The sequence below is a fragment of the Neosynechococcus sphagnicola sy1 genome, assembly GCF_000775285.1.
Lineage (GTDB): Bacteria > Cyanobacteriota > Cyanobacteriia > Neosynechococcales > Neosynechococcaceae > Neosynechococcus > Neosynechococcus sphagnicola.
This window is the reverse complement of record NZ_JJML01000025.1, coordinates 22,494-46,944: the sequence shown is the minus strand read 5'-3', so window position 1 is coordinate 46,944 and position 24,451 is coordinate 22,494. Positions and strand designations below refer to the sequence as shown.

Genomic DNA, 24,451 nt, shown 5'->3' with positions numbered 1-24,451 from the left:
TATGCCTAGCTAATAGTGAAATGCCAACGAATTAAGCATCGTAAACGAAAATTGGCAAAATTTCTAAACCCATAGCCTGAACACTTGATGAGCTTCAATCGATTGTTTATCCCTTCCACTGCACCACTCGTTGTTCGAGATTCAAAATAATAGGCAATCGACCGATTTGTGATGTGGCGTTCACTGACCGTGGAACGGTAGTTCACCTCAAAGACTATGGGTTTGTCCGAGTATTCAAGATAGTCGCCCTAGAGGGTGACATTGACTACTGGGCAACCGATGATGTGCAGTTGAGTCCCTTAAAACGTCAACATTGGGCAGAGTTTGAGTGGTTGATGGAGGCATATCACCGCGGTCACAAGCAGTGCTGTGGGGTTGAAAAAGCCCAGGTGCGTTCTGCTCGCGCTCAACACAATCACATTCGGTTGGCTATTCGAGCGTTTCTGCGCCGGTCAATCCATTGGTTTAACACAGGCATCAGTTGCTATGAGTCCAAACTCAGCATTGTTCGGGGGCTGTGCGCTCCCACTTAGCTGCTCCTTTGTTCTCTCTTTTACCAACTGCGTAAGTCATGAAATCTCTTCATTGTTTCTCGCTAAAACATGTTCGTAGAGTCCTAGATACTGCTTTACAACGACTTCGGGTGACCAGAGTCTGACTGCTCGATCACGGGATTGAGTTGATAGGCGAGCATAGCGATCAGGATCATTAAGCACCCATGCAATTCCATTAGCTAGATCGTGAGAATCAAAAGGATTTGCAAGATAACCAGTTTGTTGATGCACAACAACATCTGTCAAACCAGTACAGTTAAATGCCACTACTGGACACCCGCAAGACTGTGCCTCAGTGCCAGACTGAGGTAGATTTTCCTGCCGTGAGGGGACTACCGTTACATCAGCTGCGCTGTAAAGCATGGATAGGCTGATTTCATCGTACATATGCCCCATCCAATAAAGAGGCAGACCTAATTGTGGTGGATTGAGCGGTTCAGATTGCCCAAAAATGACAGCAGCTACATCTGGTATCAAGGTGGCGAGTTCAGTGAGAGCTTGTTGCAAGAGATCAAAGCCTTTGCGTGGATCCCGTCCTCCTCCTATAGCCCCAAAAAGTACTATAGGAATTTCTTGAGGTAATCCGAGCACCTTCCGAGCTAAAAATCTAGGCCAGGGTTGAAAACGCAGGATATCAAGGGTATTGGGAATGACCAATACTGGCCAATCTTGCATCAATGCACTTTTTTTAGGCGCAGTCAGCCAGCCACTGACTGGGAGTAACGAGGTGGATTGGACTTTGCCAGGCACGGCGCTTGCGAATCCATGTCCAGCGGTCTAGGTCAATGCCTTTGTGATTTGGAGATCGATTCTGAGAATGATAGCCCAGTCGCCAGCGAGCATTTGGACTATCGTCGTTGTAATGTTCAGCCCCGCAGAAAGGCCACATATCATGCATCGTCCAAATCAGGGGTTTTGTCAGTCGGCCAATGTCTTCAACGGATAGAAATTCTCCGCAGATCCAGTGGAGGTTTATTACATCTGCATCATCAGCATTGAACTTTTTAACTAGACCGGAGGATAACCAGGCAGGAGAATGCAAAACCGGGTTGGGGGATTTCTGAAGGCGCATCAGTTGTATCCCAACCTGAGATCTTAATAAACTAGCTAACTTTTGTTGCTTATTTTCAGAACCGTAAATTGTATGTAGATCACTGTGCTTAGTGGCTACGTGCATGCGGCTGGGAATTCCAGTTTTAAGTAACGATTCGTGCAAGCGAAAGGCGGCACGTGCTGCACCACCATTAATATCTCCGTGGGAGAGTAGCAACGGTTTCATTTTGTGGCTTCAATATACATTGATCCTTCACCCTTTCTTGGAATATTCTCATTATCTATATCTAAAGGAATTAGTGGAAATCCTAAGATATGAGTAGTATTAAAATTCAAACGTTCTATATTCTTAAATCCAGCATTTTCAAGCTGACAAGATAGCGTATAGAAATCCCACATCCATGCATGTTTTTCCCCTATTGATGCAAAACTAATATTTTGCTCACGGAAGGCTGATGGCATTAGAAGTGAAACAACTCTAATCCATACTGAACTTAGCTTTCTTTCTATACTCATCACTAAATCAATCGGATCTTTTAACTTCTTAAGAATTTTGCTAGATAGAGAATTATTTGTATCGAAAGTGTCTAATTTTAGATTTTCTCCAGTACGAAACCTTACATATTCAATCATAGGAGCATGTTTCTCAGGGTTGCTCTTCAGGTATCCATAATACGAATCTAGGAAACCTCCTGCTTGAGTTCGAACGCATTGATCAATCAGTTCAAGTATGAGAAAATCTGCTTGATCATGATTCTTTATTTCTCGCTGACTTATATATTCCTTACAAAGCTTTTCTAAATCAGGTAAAACCAGCCTTATTGTACCTCTTGGCTTCAAGATGCGCCGACATTCATTCAGGAATTTAGGCAATTTATGTCGTGGGATATGTTCTATGAAGTGTGAGGAATAAATAACATCAATTGAATCATCTTCAAAGGGTAGTTTACTTAGCAAATTAGCCTTTTTTAACTCTCGAATTGATAGGTGAATAATCTAAATTTACCCATCCATCATCCTCAACAAATGAACCGCCACAAGCAATGTTTACAAACTTATAATTTCTGCGTATCTTGGTCATAGATATAGTTGGATAGTTGAGAAATTTAGAGGAAGCTACAATCGGGATATTTATAATCTGGATGATGAATAAAACAGATCTCGATACTTAATATATTTTAAACTTTGATTCCAATTCGCCCAGTCCCATCGATCCGATTTAGCAGAATATTCTGTTTAGTTGATTCGAAATACTCATCAACTGCTTTTCGACATCCACGCCAATGCCCATAATCATCAATGATTAATACTCCTCCTTGTGCCAGTCTTGGATAAAGATGAGTTAACTCATGCAGAGTTGACTCATACCAATCTGTATCTAGTCTAAGAAGGGAGATCCGTTCGGGAATATTTCTTGGAATGCTGTCTTCTACTTTACCTTTGACAAGTTTAACTAATCTTTCTGGATATAAAGTTTGCCTGAGGGCTTGACTCACCTCTTCTAATGTGGCGATACACCAGACTGAGTCAGAATGCTTCTTATTTGATTGTTCCAGAAGAGATTTTGCATGGTAACCATTAATATCAACATCTTTAGAAGTTGGTGTAGACATACCTTCAAAGGTATCATACAGAAACAACTCCCTTGTACAGTCATTTAGTGTCTTAAGCGTATAAGCAACTGCCATCATTGATCCGCCTCGCCATACTCCACATTCAACAATGCTCCCAGAAATATTTTTTTGGTGTATGTAGCGTACAGCTTGTATTAGTGCATAAATCCTTTCAGGAGATGTCATTGTGTGACTTTTTACGTTTTGAATTATGTCTATTGAATCTCTATCAAAATCAGGATAACTTAATGAAAGATCAAGATTATATCGAGTAATATTAAACCCGATTTTCCTGGCAATATTCTTAATTAGGCTTTTCAGATCTCTCACCAATGCAACTCCTTAGGATTTTGTTCAGGAAACTCGTTTAATACAGACATTTGATCTGATTTAATTTTCTGTTCTAAGAGGATGTTTTAAAAGGGTCGTCTTGAGCCTCAAATACGACTCAGTGGTGCAATCTAAAATCCATAAACCCTGATTCTGTCGTAGCGGTCTCTAGGTGGTCTGAGTGGTTGGATACACCCAGGAAGACTTTTAAAACATCCTCTAATAAGAAGTTATTCATTGCTCTCTCGTCGTGTTATATTTTTAGCATAAATGAACTTAGTATTTTTGTCTAAATTAGGATTTCTATAGTGTGATAGACTCCTTTGACTCGCTCAATGGCACGAAATTCCATGCCATGCAAACAAGTATAATTGTCGATGAATTGGCGATCGCAATCAACGCAGATGTGATGTTGTTTACCTTTGCGATGACTGTTCTTGCGAATATGCCTAGACTAGCACTCAGGACATTGCATTCAAAGTTATGACCAAGTGTGTGTTTGTTACTGGAGGCACCGGATTTATTGGGGCAAATTTGGTGCGATTGCTGGTTGAGAAAGGCTATCAAGTGAAAGCCTTGGCGAGGGCAACCAGACCCCCTTGAGCATTTGCAGTCACTGCCGCTTGAAATTGTTCACGGGGACTTAAATGATCCCGATCTGTGGCAGCCGATGCAGGGCTGTGAGTTACTCTTTCATGTGGCAGCCCACTATTCCCTCTGGCAGGCCGATCGAGAACGCCTCTACCACAGTAATGTCTTGGGCACCCGGAACATTCTGGCAGCGGCGCGGCGGGCGGGCATTGAACGCACTGTCTACACCAGTTCTGTGGCGGCGATCGGCGTCGGCCCCGCTGCAACCCCAGTGGATGAGACTTACCAGAGTCCGATGGAAAAACTCGTGGGCTACTACAAACAATCTAAAGTTTTTAGCGGAACAGGAGGCGCAACAAGCAGCTCTCACCGGGCAGGAAGTGGTAATTGTCAACCCGAGTACCCCCATTGGTGCCTGGGATATTAAACCCACCCCAACGGGCGAGATTATTCTGCGGTTTCTGCGGCGGCAAATGCCGGCCTATCTGAACACGGGGTTAAATTTCATTGATGTTCGCGATGTAGCAGCGGGGCATCTCCTGGCCGCCGAGCACGGCAAGTCCGGTGATCGCTACATTTTGGGGCATCAAAACCTCACCCTGAAGACTCTGTTAGATCAACTGGCGACCCTAACCGGATTGCCAGCCCCACAACAAACGGTCCCCTACTGGCTACCCCTGAGTGTGGCTTGGGTGGATGAGCAGATCTTAGCTCGCCTAGGCAAAACTCCGACTGTCCCCGTCGATGGGGTGCGGATGGCGCGGCAATTCATGTACTATGATGCCTCCAAAGCCGTGCAGCAGTTAGGCCTGCCCCAAACCCCAATTCAGCAGTCTCTTGAGATGGCGGTGGACTGGTTTGTGGAGCAAGGGTATGTCAATTTCGCAGCTGGGAGCAACCCTCGTTAAGATATCGTTAGGATCAGTCAAAATTGGAGCATGGAATTTCATTAGGATCTTGAACTTCTAACTATCACTGCGTCTACTGCCAGTTCCCAACGGGTAGTGCTACATTGGTCGTCGTTTATTTGGTGAGGAGTAGATTTGTGGCCGTTCTCTTACAGCAAGCAATTGAAATTGGTAAGTACTTGGTAACCCAACGGCTCAAAGGACGTAAGCGATTTCCGCTGACCTTAATGTTAGAGCCCCTGTTTCGTTGCAATCTGGCCTGCCCTGGCTGTGGGAAGATTCAACACCCCACCGATATTCTCAAGCGCAATCTGACCCCGGAAGAATGCTTTACCGCTGTAGAAGAGTGCGGTGCCCCCGTCGTGGCAATTCCGGGAGGAGAACCCCTGCTCCACCCTCAGATTGACGAGATTGTTCGCGGATTGGTGGAGCGGAAGAAATTTGTTTACCTCTGCACCAATGGCATTTTGCTGGAAAAAAGTCTGGACAAGTTTCAGCCTTCCTCCTACCTCACCTTTAGTGTGCACCTAGACGGTCTCCGAGAACACCATGACCACTGTGTTGACCGCAAGGGGGTGTTTGATACCGCCGTCAAGGCCATCAAGGCGGCAAAGGCGAAGGGCTTTCGGGTGACCACCAACACCACCGTGTTTGAGGGCACTGATCCCCAAGCAATGCAGGCCTTCTTTGACTTCATCAGCACCCTGGGCACCGATGGCATGATGGTTTCCCCCGGTTACAGCTATGAGTGGGCACCGGATCAAGACCACTTCTTGCAACGCGAACAAACCCGTGCCCTCTTCCGAGAAATTCTGGCTCCCTTCAAGTCCGGACAGAAAAACTGGAATTTCAATCACAATCCCCTGTTCCTTGACTTTCTCACTGGGGAAAAAGACTACGAATGTACACCCTGGGGAATGCCTAGCTACAGCGTTTTAGGGTGGCAAAAGCCTTGCTACTTGCTAAATGAAGGGCACTATGCCACCTTCCAGGAATTGCTCGATAACACGGATTGGGATCAGTATGGTCGCGCCAGCGGCAATCCCAAGTGTGCAGATTGCATGGTGCATTGTGGCTACGAACCCACCGCTGCCATGGATGCCATGGAACCCGTCAACATTGCCCGGTCGCTGGGCAGTGTGTTTGGCTTTGCCCGTTAGTCTCACCACCACATGTGATGCCTGAAGCAACTTGGGATCTGGGTCGAGTTTTTCAAGACGCTCTGCTATTTCGGAGCCGTCCCCCTGTTGAGCAACTGGGACTGGTTTCAACCAGGATGGGGCAATCGACCCAGGACTCAGTTCCCTGGCCTGGAACCCCTTGATCCGGGGGTGTTTTTAGTTGTTGGAGCCACCAGTGAGGTGGGTCAGCGGATCCTGCGCCAACTCTTGGATCGGGGCATGAAGGTGCGATCGCTGGTGCAGGATGCAGCCCAGGCCAGGGATCTTTTAGGAGCCGATACGGAGATCATTGCCGTTGATCTGCGTCGTCCTGAGACCCTCACTGCCCAAGTCACAGCCCACCTCCGAGCTGTGATCTGTTGCCTAGACACCCTAGATATTGAAGATATCTCCAATTTGTTACAAGCCTGTGTGCCGACGTTGCAATCCACCCCACTCCAACCGATTTTTCAGTTTTCCTCACCCGTGGCGGTGGATCTGCAAGCCCTCTGGGGTGCCGTGGATGACGTGGTGATGGGAGGGGTGAGCGAAAGTAGCTTCCGGGTTGAACAGGGTCTGGCTTGGTTTACAGGTACGGTGTCTACGGCCAACTCCGGTGGGTTTGCCTCCGTCCGCACCCGCAACCTGGAACCCCCGCTGAGTCTAGAGAATTATGATGGTCTGAAGTTACGGGTGCGAGGCAATGGCGATCGCTACAAATTTCTTGTTCGTACCGAAAGTGGCTGGGACAGCATTGCCTACAGTTACTCCTTTGATACGGTGACCGATACCTGGATTGATGTCTGGATGCCCTTCCGCGAGTTTGTCCCCGTCTTTCGAGCCAAAACCGTGCCCACCGCAGCCCCCCTGGACACCCGTTGCATTCGTGCCTTACAACTGATTCTCAGCAAGTTTGAGTACGATGGGGCGCTGAATCCCAAATTTACGCCAGGGGAGTTTCAACTCTGTATTGAGTCGATTGCAGCTTATCCAAAACCGCCAACTGACCCGTCATCCATTCTGCGATCGCCCCAAGTGATCCTGGTGAGTGAGACTGTGACCACAGGGTCGGCACCCTCCCCTGCCATGGTCGCCTGGCAACCCCAACACCAAGAATTCCTGCACCACCATGGAATTTGCTTTACTCTCATCGAACCCACTGGGGAAATTGCTCCAACGCCAGCGCCAACTGTCATCCCCCAGGGTTGCAAAGGTCTGGATGATCTTGCCCATCGCTGTGTAGCAGCCCTATTGCCATCTGAGTAGTTTTTCCCAGTCCTGATCCCCAGAACCCTTGAGGCGTGTCAGCAGTCTACTGCATGCGATCAAGAGTACGGTACTGAATTGCTTCTGCTAAATGGCTGACCTGCAACGACGGAGCTCCCGCCAAATCAGCGATGGTACGAGCCACTTTCAAGATCCGGTCGGTGGCTCGGGCGGACAATCCCAGTTTGCGAATTGCCCCTTCTAAAATCAGGCGGCAGCTATCATCCACTGGGCACCACTGCTTTAAGTGCCGGCTCTGCATCTGGGCATTGCAGTGGAGGGTTGGTTCGTGCTGAAACCGGACTTGGGCACGATCGCGAGCCCGCAGCACCCGTTCCCTGACCACTGCCGAGGTTTCTCCCGTGGGTTGTTGGGTAATTTCCTCGGGTTTAAGGCGATTCACCGCCACCTGTAAATCAATCCGATCCATCAAGGGGCCGGACAGCCGTGCCCAATACTGCTCCCGTTGGCGGGGGCTACAGGTACAGGGCTGAATGTTATCCCCAAAATACCCACAGGGACAGGGATTGGTACTGGCAATTAATGTAAACTGTGCCGGAAACTGAACGGACTGACGTGTGCGAGAAATGGTAACGCAGCCATCTTCTAAGGGTTGCCGCAACACTTCCAAGACCTCCCGGCGAAACTCTGCAAGTTCATCCAAAAATAAAATTCCCCGGTGGGCTAGGGAAATTTCCCCCGGTCGCGGAAAACTCCCTCCACCCACTAGGGATGGCCCGGATGCCGAATGGTGGGGACTGCGGAAGGGGCGGGTACGCACCAAGGTGCCCTTCTGTTTCAATAACCCAGCAACGGAGTGAATTTGCGTCACTTCCAGGGCTTCTGGAAAGGATAAGGGGGGTAACACTCCCGGCAGTCGCCGGGCCAACATGGTCTTACCACTGCCCGGTGGCCCGACAAAGATCAGGTTGTGTCCCCCCGCAGCTGCGATTTCTAAAGCTCGCCGCGCCAGGTTTTGACCTTTAACATCCTGTAAATCAAGGGCTAGGGAGTGGATAGCTGAAGTTTCAAGAGTATCTTCCCTGGGGCACGGAGTGTAATGTTCGGGCGCCCTCAGAAAGGCAACCACCTCGGAGAGATGCTGAAACCCATAGACTGCCAGACCCTGAACAACGGCTGCTTCCCGCATATTATCCACGGGGAGAACCAGTCCGGTAATGCCCATCTGTCGCGCTGCTGCTGCGATCGCCAGCACCCCGGCTACGGGCCTTAAGCTGCCATCAAGGGACATTTCACCTACAAACAGAAAATCCCCTAAGAGTTGGGCACTCACTTGCTCTGAGGCGGCTAGAATCCCTACACCGATGGGCAGATCAAAACTCGGCCCTTCCTTGCGTAGGTCGGCAGGGGTGAGATTAATCACAATGCGTCGCATGGGGAAAGCATAGCCAGCATTTTTCAGGGCTGCCTTTACCCGCTCCTTGGCCTCCTGTACCGCAGTATCCGGGAGTCCGACAACGACAATACCAGGAAGTCCGCCTGAGACATCCACTTCTACCCCGACTTTCACAGCCTGGATACCCAGGAGGGAGGCACTCCAAATTCTCGCTAGCATTGAAGATCCACGTTGTATTTACTAGCCAGTATAGGATGGGTACATATTCTCTCAGCGCCCTAGAGAACCCATTTGGGATCTATGAGGGCTCAGGATTAAAGTAGACCGTAATCATCCTCAGACAATGCCGCCAGCAGTTCTAGTAATTTATTCCCAGATCATGCCAAAAATTGGGTTTGAACGGTCTCCCAAGCCCTGAAAAGCCGAAAACTATGCTCTGGGAAAATCCCGATTTGTTCCTGGCGCAATCTCAAGGGTCATTCAACACACGAGTGATTGGATGAAACCTTGCAGGAATCTGGTAAAAAAAACCTTTAATTGGACTATAGACAATATCAGGGAAATACAACCTATATTTTATTCAATGACTGCTTATGCACTTAGCCACTTCGGCCTCAGAAAATGTCAAATGGATTCTATAGCTATCAAGAACTGGCAGGCTAGAGCAAAGGGCAAATATTTTTATGTCTGATTTTTTCAACAGGAAAAAATATCTCAAAAAATATGACGGTATAAAACCACTTGTTAAGCGATGGCGGCAATTTTTATTAGAAGCTTTGATGCCTGGTTTAGTATGCATACTGGTTGTTACAGTAGGGATGCAAATCAACCAGAAGGCCATAGCATATAAAGTATCAGTAGCGAGTTTCTCAGGAATCAACCCTGCTCTAGAGCATTTTAAGCAAGATGACGTCAGGATGGATACTAAGGCAGAGCAACGACTTTTGCAAATTAGTAAAAGTCGTCAGAGAGTTGCTCTAATTCCAGATGACCCAACCCAGCGCTATATTCTCGGTCAGTGGTCAGATGTATACGATTGGCCAGTCGTTACCATCCACGCTACTTTGATGAAGAATGGTAAAGTACTGGCCTGGGATTCAGCGACTGGCATTCCAAACACAACACGGGCTACCGTCTGGGATCCCATCACTAATCAACATACGAATGTCAACAAAAAAACCGAGGATGGGAACCTGTTTTGCGGTGGCCATGCTAACTTGCCAAACGGCATAGTATTTGGCGCTGGCGGCACTCTGAACAGTAATTTAGATGGGATCAAAGCAACTCACTTTTTCGATCCAACTACGAATACTTGGACGCTTGGACCATCCATGCAATATCAACGGTGGTACCCCTCCGTAACTGCTTTGGCCAGCGGCGATATGTTAATCACATCGGGCAGGCAAATCTCTGCACCAACGACATGGGCGACAATTCCTGAAATTCTCTCACTTTCAAGAACACTGCGCACTTTGACCGCAGCCAATCTTACTTTACCTACCTATCCCTGGCTCCAAGCAGCTCCGAATGGCCAAGCGTTTTATGCTGGCCCTAATAATGCTCTGCGCTACCTCAACACAAGTGGAACTGGCGCTTGGCAAAATCTCGGTGGGCGCGACGGTATCAACCGTACCTACGGTAGCTATGCCATGTATGACATCGGTAAAATTCTAGTGGCTGGTGGGGCAGGGGGAGATGCGGTCAGTTTTCCAGAAGCCAGTGCGAGGGTTCTTAACATTAATAATTCTCCTGTACAGATCTCTACGACTGGCTCCATGCAGTATGGTCGGAGACAGCACAACCTCACTGTTTTGGCCGATGGCACCGTTTTGGTAACGGGTGGTCTTAACAGCAAAACTCAACGTCTGGTTGATTTAAATGCAGCAATTTATGCTGCTGAATTATGGAATCCTGCAACAGGGAAGTGGCGAACATTAGCAAGTATGCAGATACCCCGTCAGTATCATTCGACTGCCCTGTTGCTGCCAGATGGGAGAGTACTCTCTGCAGGGGGAGGCATTTGCGGTGACTGTACAACGGCAAACTATTTGGAAATGAATGCCGAAATTTATTCCCCCCCTTATCTTTTTAAGAATGATGGTTCTGGAGATATAGCCCTCCGTCCTACCATTGAATATGCCCCAGAAATAGTAGCTTATGGGCAAAATTTTACAATTAGTACCTCTCAGGCAAATAGTATTGAAAAGGTAGCAATGGTTCGTCTTGGCTCTGTCACCCACTCGACCAACATGGAGCAACGCTATGTACCAATTTCATTTACACCTGGCAATAACAGCCTATCAGTTACTGCGCCTGCAAACGCCAATATTATGCCACCTGGCTACTATATGCTGTTTATTATTAATAACAACGGAGTCCCTTCAATTGCAAAAATAATGGAAGTGGGTAAATCCAAGTTTTGGGTTGAGGCAGAATCAGGTAGCTTAGTAGCACCAATGCAAAACCTATCCAGTAGCACAGCCTCTGGTGGTCACTATATTACTATTGGATCAGGCAATAACGCCTTGAATCAACCTCCAGAAAATGGCACTGACACCTATACCCTTAAGGTTAACTTGCCAGGAACTTATAAAATCTGGGGCCGGACGATCGCACCAACAACGAGTCATAATTCTTTCTGGGTTCAGGTAGATAGCGGCCCATGGTACAAATGGGACAATATCCCGTTGTCTTCAAATTGGGCGTGGAATGATGTCCGGGATGCAAATGTCGGCAATACTGAAGTCAACTGGAAATTATCACTGGGTTCGCACAAACTGACGGTTGCCTATCGTGAAGATGGCACCAGTCTTGATCGGTTATTGATCACCAGTGACTTGAATTATGTACCTAGCGGATTAGGGGATAACTAAGAGGATGTTTTAAAAGTCTTTCAGGGTGTGTTTCACCACCCTAGCTACCTAGAAGCTAATACGAGAGAATCAGGGTTCCAGGGTTTGCGATCGCGCCTCTGAGTTGTATTTAAGGCTAAAGCCTACCCTTTTAAAACATCCTCTAAGAAGATCCATCACCAAGGTTGCTTGAATGGGCTTCCCCATGGCTCGGAGGTTAGGATTCAGAAGTTTGAACATTTGCCTGGAAAAAATTCTTTTCTATCGTCTTAACTACGATGTAAAGTACCGGGGCCAGCCCTAGGCTTAAAATCGTGGCAATCAGATATCCTCCAAAACTGACAGTACCGATCGACCAGCGACTCATAGCCCCCGCTCCCACCGCCGTCATCAGCGGGATGTACCCCACCAAACCAGAGACAGCGGTCATTATAATCGGGCGAAACCGGGATTTCGCCGAGGTAATCGCCGCCTGGGTAATGCTCATGCCTTCGGCCTTCGACTGGTTAGCAAATTCCACAATTAAAATCGTGTTTTTCGCCGACATCCCAATCAGCATCAACAGCCCCACCTGGGCATAAATATCATTGTTAATGATCGGCCAGATGCCCCCTACCTGCAAGAAATTAGCTCGGAACCAAATGGCGAGCAGCGCTCCCAGAGTGGAGAGGGGAACCGTCAGCATAATGATCGTCGGATCAATGTAACTTTCGTATTGGGCAGCCAGAACCAGAAATACCAGTACAAATCCCAGGCCAAACAGAATCAAGGTAGCTCCCCCCGCTGCTTTTTCTTCTAAGGCAGCGCCTGTCCATTCGTAACCAAAACCCGTTGGCAGGACTGCCGCCGCCACCTCATCCATGGCTTGAATCGCCTGTCCTGAACTGTAACCGGGAGCCGGGCCACCCTGGATTTTGATCGACGTATAGACGTTGTAATGGGTCAGGGTCGGCGGTGAAACAAAGGAATTGATCGTCAGCAAATTCCCCAATAGCACCAGATTGTCATCCCGCGATCGCACCGAGAGCTGTTGCAACACCTTGGGATCGGTGCGGTAATCGCCTTCTGCCTGCACATAAACCCGATATTGGCGATTCCCAAGCACGAAGTCATTGACATAGTTCCCCCCCAGATAGGTTTGCAGGGTTTTGAAAACTTCCGCCACATCTACATTTAAGGAATTAGCCAGGGAACGGTTGACATTCACTTCCAGTTGAGACGTCCCAGCGGTAAAACCGGTATACACGTTTTGCAGTTCGGGTCGTTGATTCGCCGCAGCAATCACCTGGTTGGCCGTATCAATCAGGGCTTCAACGGGCAGCCCCCCCGATTCTGCAACTGAAACTCAAATCCCCCCGTAGTACTTAGCCCATCCACCGGAGGAGCATTCACCGCCACGGGGCGAGAGCCGGTAATCTCCTTTCTGAGTCGGGCATTCAGGCGTCTCAGCACACCAAAGGCCGTTTGACCAGGAGCGGGACGATCCTCCCAGGGTTGGAAGTTGAGAAACACCAGATACTGGTTATAGCCATTGCCATCAAAACCATAGCCAGCGATGCCCAGATTGGATTTAATTTCGGGAAAGTCCTGGAGAATTTGATTCACCTTTGCCACTTCATTGCGGGTATAGCTCAGGGAAACATCCGGGGGCGACTGCCCAATCACAAAGGCATAGCCCTGATCTTCTTCTGGAATAAAACCGGAGGGCACCTGTTGGTACATAAACACCGTCGCCAGCAACCCCCCGATAAAAATTACCATCACCAGCAGGCGCATCTGGGTGAGTTTTTCGATCAGCCAGCCATAGAATCCCTCGATCGCCCCAAAGACGACATTAAAACCGCGAAACAACCAACCAAACAGGAAGTTAACCCCCCGGTCAATGATGGTATTCGCCTGTCCCGGAGGGCGTAGCAGCAAGGCCCCCAGGGTGGGAGAAAGGGTGAGGGCATTAAAGGTCGAAAAGACAATGGCCGCAGACAAGGTGACGGCAAACTGACGGTAGACAATGCCCGTCGTTCCTGGAAAGAAACACACCGGCAGAAACACCGCCAGTTGGGTCAACGCCGAGGCAATCGTCGCCCCACTGAGTTCCCGCATCGAATCCAGGGCCGCTTGCAAGGGTCTTGCCCCCTCCTCTAGCTTGACCTTAATCGATTCCACAATCACCACGGCATCATCGGTGACCGTCCCAATCGCCAGAATGATGCCAAACAAGGTCAGCAGGTTGAGTTCAAACCCCAGACCGAGAATCACCGACAGGGAACCCAACATTGCAATCGGCATCGACAGGGTGGGAATCAGGGTGGAGCGCCAGTCCTGAAGGAAAATCAAGATGGTCAAAACCGCCATGGCGATCGCTTGAAAGGTGTTGGAAACCACATCTTGAATCGCCACCTCGACAAACAGGCTGGTATCAAAGGCAATCTCCGCCTTGAGGCCGGGGGAAAGCTCTGCTCCAGTTCCGCCATTTTGTCTTTGATGTTATTGGCGGTATCCAGGGCATTGGTACCGGGCAATTGATAGATCGTAAGACCCGCCGTTGGTTCACCATTAAAGGTGGCATTCAGGTCATAGTTTTCGGCTCCCAGTTCCGCCCGCCCCACATCTTTAATCCGAATCAGGGTGCCATCCTCTCCCACCCGCAGGACTAGATTGGCGGCTTCGGCCGCTGTTTTAAATCGTCCGGCGGCTCGGAGGGGAATGGCAAACTGGATGTCCGGCGAAATGGGTTCCTGACCAATCCGACCCGCTCCCACCTGAATATTTTGTTGCTGGAGGGCGGTCACCACATCGCTGGTGGTCAGATTTCGCGCCGCTAGTTGATTGGGATCAAGCCAGATTCGCATCGCATACTTGCGTTCCCCTAACAGCAGCGCATCCCCAACCCCGTAAATCCGTTTGATTTCATCCAGGACAAACAGGTCAATGTAATTGCTGATAAAGGAGGTGTCATAAATCGGCTGTCCCTTGGCATTTTTCTCGGAATAGACGGCGTAGGCCAGCAGAATATTGGGAGAGGCCGCCTTGACTGATACCCCGGTTTGATTCACCACCTCCGGCAGTTTGGGCGTTGCCTGGGAGACTCGGTTTTGGACATTGACCTGAGCCTCGTTGCGATTGATCGCGGTGGGGAAGGCCACACTAATATTGCTCACCCCATTGTTGCTGGTGTTCGAGGACATATATTGCATGTTCTCGACCCCATTGATTTCCCGCTCCACGATCGTCGTTACCGTGTCTTCAGCGGTTTTGGCATCCGCCCCACTGTAGGTGGCGACCACATTCACCCGCGACGGGGCAATCTGGGGCAATTTGGCGATCGGCAGCAGGGGTAAGGCAATCAAACCCGCCAGGAGAATCACCAGGGAACAAACCGTGGTTAAGACGGGGCGCTTGATGAAGGTATCTGAAATGCTCATTCACTCACTCACCATTGACTTAGTTCCTGCCCTGTAACCGCTGTCAGCCTCAAGGAGTGGAGGCGATTCGTCATCCAACAAAAGCTAGGTTTGGGGCTGAATAGGGGTGCCCTCTTTGAGCTTGAGGATATTGGACACGGCAATGCGATCGCCCGGACTTAATCCTTCCAGCACCTGGTACTTTCCGGCTTGGATCGTACCCAACCGCACAGGTCGTTGGCGTACAATCTGTTGGGATTTCCCTGGGGTCGTTCCGGCTTGGGCGACATAAACAAAAGCCTGGTCTGCCAGTCGCTTGACCGCATTGGTCGGAATTAAAATTCCGGGGCGTTGACTCCAGATCACCCATGCTTCCACAAACTGCCCATCCTTGAGTCGATGGCCGTTGTTGGGAAACCGAGCTTTGACCAGAATCACCTGATTGGCCGCATCCACTCTGGGGGCAATGAAATTAATACGGCCAGTTGTGAGCTGTTCCTTGGTGTTGGGATTAACCAACTGGACTGGCAACCCCAACCGCAACTGATTCAGCCGATTGGAGGGAATGGAGAGGCGCAAATCCAAGGCATTGTTTTGGGTCAGGGTGGTGACCACCTGTCCCGTCGTCACATAGTCCCCTACCCGCTCGGGTAAATCCCCCACAATCCCAGGAATCGCAGCGACGATTTGCTTAAATCCGACACTGACCTTGGCTGCTTTTACCTCAGCTTGAGCCTGGTGAACATTGGCGGTGGCTTGCAAAATAGCAATATCTGCTGCCTGAAATTGCTCTTTAGCAGCAGTGAGTCGATTGCGGGCCGCATCCAGCTGGTTTTTGGCCTCGTCGTAGCGCAGGGTCGCGATCGCCCCTTCATTCAGGAGATAATGGGCGCGCTTAAAATTGGTCTGAGCCAGGTCTAAGTCCGACTGAGCCGTTAACAGCCGAGCTTGAGAAACTTGACGATCTTTAAATGCGGTTGCCCGTGCCAAGATAGCGCCATTGGCCGCAGCCTGAGCACTTTGGAGCTGGGGCACCGTTTGATCGGGCTGGAGTTTGATCAATGTCGTTCCGGCAGCCACGGGATCGCCTTCACGCACCAAAATCTCTTGGATGGTGCCTTGAATTTCCGATCGCACCTGCACCTGGGCGATCGCTTCTAGCTTGCCCACAAACTCAGTGGTATCTTGAACCGAGGCGGGTTGCAGCTCTAGGAGTTGCACAGGGAAAGCGGCTGGCGGAGCAATTGCTGCTTGTTTACTACAGCCAGTGGCGAAAGCCAAGACAGTACCCATCAGAGCACTGAGCACGCATCCCGAATACTGGAGCCGACCCCTAAGCATAGTCTTTCTTGAAGTTAATACAAGCTAAATATTTTTTAAATCATGCGCTGCGATCGCAATAGAATACGTAGTTTAAAGAAGTTGGATGTATCTCCAGATAACCCGAAGTAGGTTAGCACATTTTTCAAAACTTGGTTCAGATAGCGGTTCAACAGTAATTCTCATTTTGGTGCTTTTGTACTTCTTTTTAAGTTTTGAAGGCGAATGACCATTTCAGCCCTAGCAATTAGGCAAAAAAACGAGAATTATTCTCATGCTGAGCATCGCTGGCGGTTAAAAATCCCTATGGCAGTAGGAAGTTACCTCGCAGCAGTCATCTGGCGTTGCTGATGAGTGGTATGAATCTACCCTTTCTGGCAATCACACAATTTACCTGTACCTAGCTTGTGACAAACAGCTTATTACCCATGGTGGAGATACCAGAGCTTGCCAGGAATGTGGACATGATATTAGTCTATGATTTTTCGCTGGTCGAGAATATTTAGCTTCCTTATCTGTTAGGAAACTTGCAACATTTAATGGTAGTTTACTCATAACTTATCGGAACTTATCGGAGAATTGCTGTCTGTCCAAACTAGCAATTGTCATTTCAATTTATTTGTACTATTTATAGGCTTTCGAGGCCTTGCCTCGGTTCACGAGTGAAGGATCATCACGGTTTTCTAACTTTATAAGGTACGAGAATCATGCTCGCTATAGGACATCTATATCAACCCTGATCAAGGGGAGAAATAGCAGATTTCAGTCCTAAAACAGGTTGAATATGGGTGGCTAGGTCTCTGATACCTCCTATGGGTGGTGAACTAGGTCATTCAACTTTTAATACTTGAATCGGCGAAAACTTAGAATTCGGAGATTTGCGCTATGCTCCCACCGAGTTTGCCCCAAGATGATACTCCTGATCAGCAGCTACAGCGAAATCAGGCGATCGCGCAACAGCGAGAAGACTATCAATATAGCCAGACTGCGGGAATACTACTAATTAAAACGTTGCCTCAATCGGAAATGTTTTCATTCAAATATTTGCTAGAGCGCGATAAGGGGCTGGTTTCCTTAATTGTGAATACCCTAGCAAGCAAAATCGAGAATATCTTCGATCCCTTCGAGAAATTAGAAGATTATCAGGAGATGTTTCCACTGTTGCCCAAACCCTCAGTTCTAGAAACCTTCCGACATGATGCTGTCTTTGCCCGTCAACGCATTGCGGGTGCAAACCCGATGGTCATTGAGCGCGTAATTAGCAAATTACCGGATAACTTCCCGGTCACAGATGCCATGTTTCAAAAAATTATGTCAACCAAAAAGACGTTGGCAGAGGCGATCGCTGAAGGGAGACTCTTCCTCACGAACTATAAGGGGCTGGATGGACTGACCCCAGGACACTACGAAAGAGGAACAAAAACCATTGCAGCTCCCTTAGTCTTGTACTGCTGGAAACCAACAGGTTATGGTGATTATCGCGGGAATTTAGCACCGATCGCCATTCAAATTAATCAGAAACCTGACCCGATAATCAATCCAATATATACCCCAAGGGATGGGATGCATTGGTTTATGGCAAAAATCTTTGCCCAGATGGCAGATGGCAACTATCACGAAGCGATCAGTCATCTAGGTCGAACGCATCTAGTTTTAGAACCATTTGTGCTGGCCACCGCCAATGAGCTAGCCCCCAATCATCCTCTTTCCATTCTCCTCAAGCCCCATTTTCAATTCACTCTGGCAATCAATGAACTAGCACGAGAACAATTGATCAGCAAAGGTGGCTATGCAGATACGCTGCTCGCGGGCACACTGGAAGCCTCCATCAGCGTCATTAAAGCAGCCATCCAGGAATACTTCGAAAACTTTACAGAGTTTGCAGTACCGAAAGAGCTAACCCGGCGAGGCATTGGGGAAACCGATTTAGATGCACAGGGCGAGAATTTCTTACCCGACTACCCCTACCGAGATGATGCACTGTTATTGTGGGATGCAATTAAAAACTACGTAAGGGATTATCTGAATCTCTACTATACGTCCCAAGACAAAATCCTCAAGGATACCGAACTAAAGAATTGGGTGAGTAAGCTTATTTCTCCTGAGGGGGGAAATGTCAAAGGATTGGTTCCCAATGGTGAGCTTACCACCCTAGATCAGTTAGTTGAGATAGCAACGCAGCTAATTTTTGTCAGTGGCCCACAACACGCTGCGGTGAATTATCCCCAATACGACTACATGGCCTTTGTCCCTAACATGCCCCTAGCTACCTATGCCCCTCCGAGTAGCGATCCGACGATCGATGAAACCACGATTCTGAAAATTCTTCCTCCACAAAAACTAGCCGCAAAGCAATTAGAGCTAATGAAAACTCTTTCTGTTTTTCGGGCAAATCGCTTAGGCTATCCAGACAATGAATTTGTTGATGTTCGGGCTCAGAATGTATTAATTAAATTTCAGGGAAATTTGAAAAAAGTCGAGGATAAAATTACCGCACGGAATGAGACTCGACTTGAGCCGTATGTATTTCTCTTGCCCTCCAACGTACCTAATAGTACAAATATTTAGGGAATCACAAAATTTACCTGTACTTGGCTTGTGATATTGTCAAGATCTTCAATTTATACTTGGATTAAGCAACACCCGAATTTAATGATTGCATAGTTATCGATCGATTTATAGACTCCTAATAGCAAGTTAAAAGCTGCCGTCCGGAGTTAATAAACCTCCATTTTTTCTTGGGAGTTAAGGTCATATGTCAAACGATCTCAGCCGTATTCCTGGCCCCGAACCTAAATTTTTAATTGGCAATTCTTTAGACTTTGTAGACACGCCCTCTCATATTAGATTGTATGAGTATGGATTGGCTTATGGCGATATAATGTGTTTTTGGTTGTTCAATCAAGCCAATATTTTGATTAATGATTCAGGCTTAATTGAAAAAGTGTTAGTTAGCGATCGCGATCACTATTACAAAAATGCTCCTCGCAGTGCAGCTGAACCAGTGATGGGGGACAGCCTTTTCTTGAGCAATGGAAAAGACTGGGAATTCAAACGCCAAAATCACCCTTTTTCAGCCGCTCATATTGACAATTATTTTGAGCGGATCTTGCCAACTATTCAGCAAAAAACCACGAATTATTTAGAAATTTTACAGCCCAGCTCAATACCTAAATCAGTAGAGCTATTTAGTGGATTGGTGAACTTATCCTTTCAGATCTTTGGTCTCACCATCCTAGGAACTGAGATGGATAGTAGCTACTTCGATGCTTTTAACATGTTAATGCAGGAAATGAATAATCGGGGAGGACAAGCTTTTTTGCCTTATCCTTTATCTCTAAACCCAGTATTTTGGCTGCAACGACAGCGATGGAATTCCTTCATTGAAGATCAAATTCATCAACACCAACAGCAGACCGATTCCCAGGGAATTGACCTGTTATCTTTTGTGATTAAGGATACCAAACTATCGGTAACACAATTACGAGAGGAACTATCAACAACTTTTACCGCAGGGACAAGAAATGTTGCCGAAGCCGTAGCTGCCGCTATATTTTTTATGTGCTAAAAACCCAGCAGTCATGCAAAAATTGCAGGCTGAGCTGAGTGAATTACTCGTAGATTATGAGGGTGAATTCCATCTCGCAGATATTAATCAACTCCATTATCTTGATCTTGTTATCAAGGAAACATTGAGGTTATATCCTGCTGTACCCTTATTTATTCGGGAAGTTATTGCAGGAAAATCTCCAACATTGGGGGACTACAAAATTCCGGAAAAAACCCAAATCTTTATCAGTAGCTGGGCATTCCACCGTAATCCTAATCATTGGCAGAATCCTAATGAATTTATACCTGAACGCTTTATAGATGCGCCTCCTCCTTTCCACTATTTTCCCTTTGGTGCTGGCCCTCGACAGTGCATTGGAATGGCGTTTACCTTATTCTGTACAAAAGTTAAGTTAGTGAGTATCCTTTCGCAATACTTAATAGAGCTTGAGCCTGGGACTACTTATGACACACAATATTTTTCAGGTACGATTATGCCCCGTGATGGTGTCAAGGTTAAACTCAGTAAGAAATAATACGTTAGGAGCAGATCGGATCTTGGCCATTCGCCATAGGGATTATTCGCCAGATTACTCCAAGCTTCTGCTGCTGAGCACACATATCCAGACATGCAACTATTATCCTTAATGGATTCTGATTTTTAGGTTTAGTATGCCTCAGGTCAAGATTTCGATGATGGACTGAAGTTAGCGCCAAAGCCAGTAGACTACTAGTTAACCCTTTAACCTGACTCGGCCGGGATATGTCTCATTCCCACGGTTCCCATGACCACGGTACTGCTAATTATAACCGCGCATTTATTATTGGTATCACTCTAAACTTAGCACTGGTGGTGTTTCAGGCCATATCGGGAGTGCTGGCCCACTCCCTGGCACTCCTCACCGATGCTGGACACAATTTGAGTGATGTCCTAGGGTTGCTCTTAGCTTGGGGGGCTAACTTGCTGGCAAGTCGGCCTCCAACCCAGCGGTTTACCTACGGTTTACGACGTACCTCCATTCTGGCAGCGCTGGCCAATGCCATTTTTTTGTTGGTAGCCGTAGGGGCGATCGCCTGGGAAGCCCTGCAACGATTCCATGAACCAGCTCAAGTATCGGGGGGGGTGGTGATTGGAGTCGCCATCGTGGGAATTTTGGTCAATACAGGAACGGCACTGCTATTCCTGTCGGGACGCAAACAAGACCTGAATATTCGGGGAGCTTTCTTACATCTCGCCTCTGATGCCATCGTATCTCTAGGAGTGGTGTTAGCGGGTATTGTTATTGTCGTCACTGGCTGGAATTGGATCGATCCAGTGGTCAGTTTGGTGATTAGCGGAGTGATTATTTTTGGTACTTGGGAACTCCTGCTCGACTCGGTTAAATTAGCTCTGGATGCAGTGCCAGAGGGGCTAGAACCCCTGGCAGTCCGTACTTACCTGACAGAATTACCGGGTGTTACCCAGATCCACGACCTGCACATTTGGGGAATGAGTACCAGCGAAACCGCTCTTACGGTTCATCTCGTCATTCCCGGCAACCATCCGGGGGATGACTTTCTCTGTCGTGTTAGCAAGGAACTCCACGACCAGTTTGGGATTGAGCATGCCACTATTCAGGTGGAACAGGGCGATCCCAACCATCCCTGTGGGTTAGAAGCAGAGGATAAGGTTTGACACCTCTGATGATTTGTTTGCCGCGAACATTGGTCATAGAGGGAGAGAAGTAATTGTTCCGCTTTGAACTGGATAGTTCAATTGCCTTCCCCTTGTGGCACCTCATCAACCCGGATGCTTGAGCAGGGGACAGTTCAACTGCAAGATAGCTAGGAATCCTGATGCAATCCCTGGTGGCGAAAGCATTTGCAGCTCAGAGATGCTCAACAAAGCAGGCATAAATGGCCATCTGGGAGAGCTGCCGCCAGGAAAATGTAACGAATTTGTAATATTTTGGCTCATAAGGGAGTAAAATAACATCCGTTTCTCCCTTGCATTCTGTATCGCTAACGGGCAGGTTCAATTTCTAGAAGGGCAGCGGCTCTTACAGGAGTGGTTCGAGGTTCTGTGGGTTAATCAGCGAACCTGGTTAAAAGTTTCAGATAGGCAACGGAGGTGTGTCTTAGCTCTTTTCCCTTGTCGATCAAGCGCTCTGTGCCCTAGCAAATACTGAATGCAGGTCTAAAATCCTGGTCAAATTGGAACGTCTGTGCAATCAAACACTGTTGTCAATCTATCGGCTACTCCAGCCTCATCTGCTCGTGGGTCAGAGCTACCCTTTAGACTCCAAGATTTAAAGGCTGCTATTCCTGCTTCTTGTTTTGAACCATCGATTGGCCGATCGCTGGCTTACTTCTTTTTAGATGTTTCAATCATTACCGGACTCTATGCGATCGCCTATCGGCTGGATTCTTGGTTCTTTTTCCCAGTTTTTTGGTTGATCCAAGGAACGATGTTCTGGGCATTGTTCGTTGTCGGGCATGACTGTGGTCATGGATCTTTTTCTAAACTCAAATGGCTGAATAACTTGATTGGGCATCTTGCTCATACCCCCATCTTGGTGCCCTATCATGGGTGGCGCATTAGTCATCGGATCCATCATGCCAACACGGGCAACATTGATACGGATGAGAGCTGGTATCCCGTAACCGAGACAAAATATGGGCAAATGCCCTGGTATGAAAAGCTTTTCCGCTTTTATTTACCGCTGCTGGCTTACCCGGTTTATCTGTTTCAGCGATCGCCCGGTAAGCAAGGGTCTCATTTTCTCCCTCAAAGTTCTCTCTTTCGTCCCTCGGAAAAATGGGATGTGCTGACCAGTTCTGCCTTCTGGTTGCTGATGATTGGTTGCTTAGGTGCTTTAACCTACCAGTATGGCTGGCTATTTCTGGTGAAGTATTATCTGGGGCCTTACGTGGTGTTTGTCATGTGGCTAGATTTGGTCACCTTTTTGCACCACACCGAAGCAGATATTCCCTGGTATCGCGGGGATGATTGGTATTTTCTCAAAGGTGCTTTATCGACGATCGATCGCGACTATGGCTGGATCAACCCGATTCACCATGATATTGGCACCCATGTAGCGCACCATATTTTCTTGAATATGCCCCATTATCATTTGAAAACTGCAACCGAGGCCATTAAGCCAATTTTGGGCGATTATTACCGCCAGTCCAGTGAACCCATTTGGCAGAGCTTTTTCCGTTCGTATTGGGCCTGCCATTTCGTCTCTGATCAGGGTTCTGAGGTTTACTATCAGCCCCAGACCACCTATCAACGACAGCGCTAAATCTGGATGATGTCCGGCTGGCTGCATCTTGCAGTCCAGCCACTCTGAACAGCTCAGGACAGGGATAATTAACGCTACAATACAAAACTCTGAGCTGGCACAAATACCTTTATGGGCAATACCTTTGGTCATTTCTTCCGGATTACAACCTTCGGCGAGTCCCATGGGGGCGGCATTGGGGTTGTGATTGATGGTTGCCCTCCCCGTTTGGAGATTTCTGCGACTGAAATTCAGGCTGAGTTAGATCGTCGCCGTCCGGGGCAAAGTAAAATCACCACTCCCCGGAAGGAAGCTGATAGCTGTGAAATTTTGTCGGGGGTGTTTGAAGGCAAAACCCTGGGAACTCCGATTGCCCTGTTGGTTCGCAATCAAGATACTCGTTCTCAAGACTACGACGAAATGGCTGAGAAGTTTCGTCCCTCCCATGCCGATGCCACCTATGAAGCCAAGTATGGCATTCGCAATTGGCAAGGTGGGGGGCGATCTTCAGCGCGAGAAACCATTGGTCGGGTTGCTGCTGGGGCGATCGCCAAAAAGATTTTATCCCAGGTCGCTGGGGTGGAAATTGTCGGCTATGTCAAACGCATCAAGGACTTAGAAGGTGTTGTCGATCCTGCAACCGTGACCCTAGAGCAGGTCGAGGCCAACATCGTTCGTTGCCCTGACCCGGACTGTGCCCATCGCATGATTGAGTTGATCGATCAGGTGCGCCGGGAGGGGGATTCCATTGGCGGGGTGGTGGAGTGTGTCGCCCGGAATGTGCCTAAAGGCTTGGGAGTCCCTGTTTTTGACAAATTGGAAGCTGACCTTGCGAAGGGAGTGATGTCATTACCCGCCAGTAAGGGATTTGAAATTGGCTCAGGATTTGCCGGTACCTTGCTCACGGGCAGCGAACACAACGATGAGTTTTATATCGATGATGCCGGCGAGATTCGCACTGTCACCAATCGTTCGGGGGGGATTCAGGGGGGTATTGCCAACGGCGAAGCAATTATCATTCGGGTTGCCTTTAAGCCCACGGCCACCATTCGTAAAGAACAACGAACGGTCACCGCAACGGGAGAAGAGACTACCTTAGCCGCCAAAGGGCGTCATGACCCCTGTGTCTTGCCGAGAGCCGTACCCATGGTGGAAGCGATGATGGCATTGGTGTTGTGTGATCACCTACTGCGCCATCAAGGCCAATGTCGGGTGTTGTAGCGGCGGCATCGTC

General features: G+C 48.2%; 17 protein-coding genes and 4 pseudogenes. 11 read left to right on the top strand and 10 right to left on the bottom strand.

What is annotated here, in order from left to right; genetic code table 11:
• Positions 1-5: 5 nt before the first annotated feature.
• Positions 6-158: pseudogene (locus DO97_RS22220) on the bottom strand (transposase); the annotation flags it as partial.
• Positions 159-173: 15 nt separating this feature from the next.
• Here DO97_RS22220 and DO97_RS24410 point away from each other — a divergent pair.
• Positions 174-533, top strand: a complete 360-nt coding sequence (locus DO97_RS24410) for a hypothetical protein (RefSeq protein WP_052128661.1) — start codon at positions 174-176, stop codon at positions 531-533.
• A 36-nt stretch (positions 534-569) separates the two neighbouring features.
• Here DO97_RS24410 and DO97_RS26555 read toward each other — a convergent pair whose 3' ends face one another.
• From DO97_RS26555 to DO97_RS24640, 5 genes and pseudogenes are all read right to left on the bottom strand, one after another.
• Complete coding sequence (locus DO97_RS26555) at positions 570-1,304, bottom strand: glycosyltransferase (protein ID WP_239651678.1); 735 nt, start codon at positions 1,302-1,304, stop codon at positions 570-572.
• Positions 1,243-1,833 (bottom strand): glycosyltransferase family protein, encoded by a 591-nt coding sequence (locus tag DO97_RS26550; protein ID WP_239651677.1) that lies wholly within the window; start codon positions 1,831-1,833, stop codon positions 1,243-1,245. The genes DO97_RS26555 and DO97_RS26550 overlap by 62 nt, the downstream gene beginning before the upstream one ends.
• Positions 1,830-2,564, bottom strand: a complete 735-nt coding sequence (locus DO97_RS11760; protein WP_072016430.1) for a class I SAM-dependent methyltransferase — start codon at positions 2,562-2,564, stop codon at positions 1,830-1,832. Before DO97_RS11760 ends, DO97_RS26550 begins: the two co-directional genes overlap by 4 nt.
• Before the next feature lie 221 nt (positions 2,565-2,785).
• Complete coding sequence (locus DO97_RS11755; protein WP_239651676.1) at positions 2,786-3,550, bottom strand: TylF/MycF/NovP-related O-methyltransferase; 765 nt, start codon at positions 3,548-3,550, stop codon at positions 2,786-2,788.
• Between the two features lie 307 nt (positions 3,551-3,857).
• Positions 3,858-3,995 (bottom strand): annotated as a pseudogene (locus tag DO97_RS24640) (IS1/IS1595 family N-terminal zinc-binding domain-containing protein); the annotation flags it as partial.
• 38 nt (positions 3,996-4,033) lie between these two features.
• Here DO97_RS24640 and hpnA point away from each other — a divergent pair.
• The 3 genes and pseudogenes from hpnA to DO97_RS11740 all read left to right on the top strand — a co-directional run bounded on the left by hpnA (position 4,034) and on the right by DO97_RS11740 (position 7,475).
• Positions 4,034-5,049: pseudogene (gene hpnA / locus DO97_RS31155) on the top strand (hopanoid-associated sugar epimerase).
• 137 nt (positions 5,050-5,186) lie between these two features.
• Positions 5,187-6,209, top strand: coding sequence for an adenosyl-hopene transferase HpnH (gene hpnH, locus DO97_RS11745; RefSeq protein ID WP_036533597.1), 1,023 nt, complete (start codon positions 5,187-5,189; stop codon positions 6,207-6,209).
• A gap of 87 nt (positions 6,210-6,296) precedes the next feature.
• A complete protein-coding gene (locus tag DO97_RS11740) occupies positions 6,297-7,475 on the top strand; it encodes a CIA30 family protein (RefSeq protein ID WP_052128660.1) in 1,179 nt (392 codons plus the stop codon).
• A gap of 46 nt (positions 7,476-7,521) precedes the next feature.
• Here the strand turns inward: DO97_RS11740 and DO97_RS11735 are convergent, their stop codons facing one another.
• The gene (locus DO97_RS11735; RefSeq protein ID WP_036533595.1) at positions 7,522-9,051 is read right to left on the bottom strand and encodes a YifB family Mg chelatase-like AAA ATPase; all 1,530 of its coding nucleotides are present in this window, start codon (positions 9,049-9,051) and stop codon (positions 7,522-7,524) included.
• A 464-nt stretch (positions 9,052-9,515) separates the two neighbouring features.
• On the opposite strand from DO97_RS11735, the gene DO97_RS23165 reads away from it, so the two are divergent.
• Positions 9,516-11,705: a galactose oxidase-like domain-containing protein gene (locus DO97_RS23165; RefSeq protein WP_081980729.1), complete on the top strand. Its 2,190-nt coding sequence runs from the start codon at positions 9,516-9,518 to the stop codon at positions 11,703-11,705.
• Between the two features lie 196 nt (positions 11,706-11,901).
• Here the strand turns inward: DO97_RS23165 and DO97_RS27645 are convergent, their stop codons facing one another.
• From DO97_RS27645 to DO97_RS11720, 3 genes and pseudogenes are all read right to left on the bottom strand, one after another.
• Positions 11,902-12,969: an efflux RND transporter permease subunit gene (locus tag DO97_RS27645; RefSeq protein ID WP_204368599.1), complete on the bottom strand. Its 1,068-nt coding sequence runs from the start codon at positions 12,967-12,969 to the stop codon at positions 11,902-11,904.
• A 17-nt stretch (positions 12,970-12,986) separates the two neighbouring features.
• Positions 12,987-15,106: pseudogene (locus tag DO97_RS26535) on the bottom strand (efflux RND transporter permease subunit).
• A gap of 84 nt (positions 15,107-15,190) precedes the next feature.
• Positions 15,191-16,378, bottom strand: a complete 1,188-nt coding sequence (locus DO97_RS11720; protein WP_162182989.1) for an efflux RND transporter periplasmic adaptor subunit — start codon at positions 16,376-16,378, stop codon at positions 15,191-15,193.
• A 912-nt stretch (positions 16,379-17,290) separates the two neighbouring features.
• Between DO97_RS11720 and DO97_RS11715 the strand changes: the two genes are divergently transcribed.
• From DO97_RS11715 to aroC, 6 genes are all read left to right on the top strand, one after another.
• Positions 17,291-18,973 (top strand): lipoxygenase family protein, encoded by a 1,683-nt coding sequence (locus tag DO97_RS11715; RefSeq protein ID WP_036533591.1) that lies wholly within the window; start codon positions 17,291-17,293, stop codon positions 18,971-18,973.
• Between the two features lie 187 nt (positions 18,974-19,160).
• Positions 19,161-19,973, top strand: a complete 813-nt coding sequence (locus DO97_RS25115) for a cytochrome P450 (protein ID WP_204368597.1) — start codon at positions 19,161-19,163, stop codon at positions 19,971-19,973.
• A 13-nt stretch (positions 19,974-19,986) separates the two neighbouring features.
• Positions 19,987-20,490, top strand: a complete 504-nt coding sequence (locus DO97_RS25110; protein WP_204368596.1) for a cytochrome P450 — start codon at positions 19,987-19,989, stop codon at positions 20,488-20,490.
• 227 nt (positions 20,491-20,717) lie between these two features.
• A complete protein-coding gene (locus DO97_RS11705) occupies positions 20,718-21,629 on the top strand; it encodes a cation diffusion facilitator family transporter (protein ID WP_036533589.1) in 912 nt (303 codons plus the stop codon).
• A gap of 529 nt (positions 21,630-22,158) precedes the next feature.
• Entirely contained in the window at positions 22,159-23,238 is a 1,080-nt protein-coding gene (locus DO97_RS11700; protein WP_036533587.1) for a fatty acid desaturase, read from the top strand.
• A 111-nt stretch (positions 23,239-23,349) separates the two neighbouring features.
• Positions 23,350-24,438, top strand: coding sequence for a chorismate synthase (aroC, locus tag DO97_RS11695; protein ID WP_036533584.1), 1,089 nt, complete (start codon positions 23,350-23,352; stop codon positions 24,436-24,438).
• The last annotated feature ends 13 nt before the right edge of the window (positions 24,439-24,451 follow it).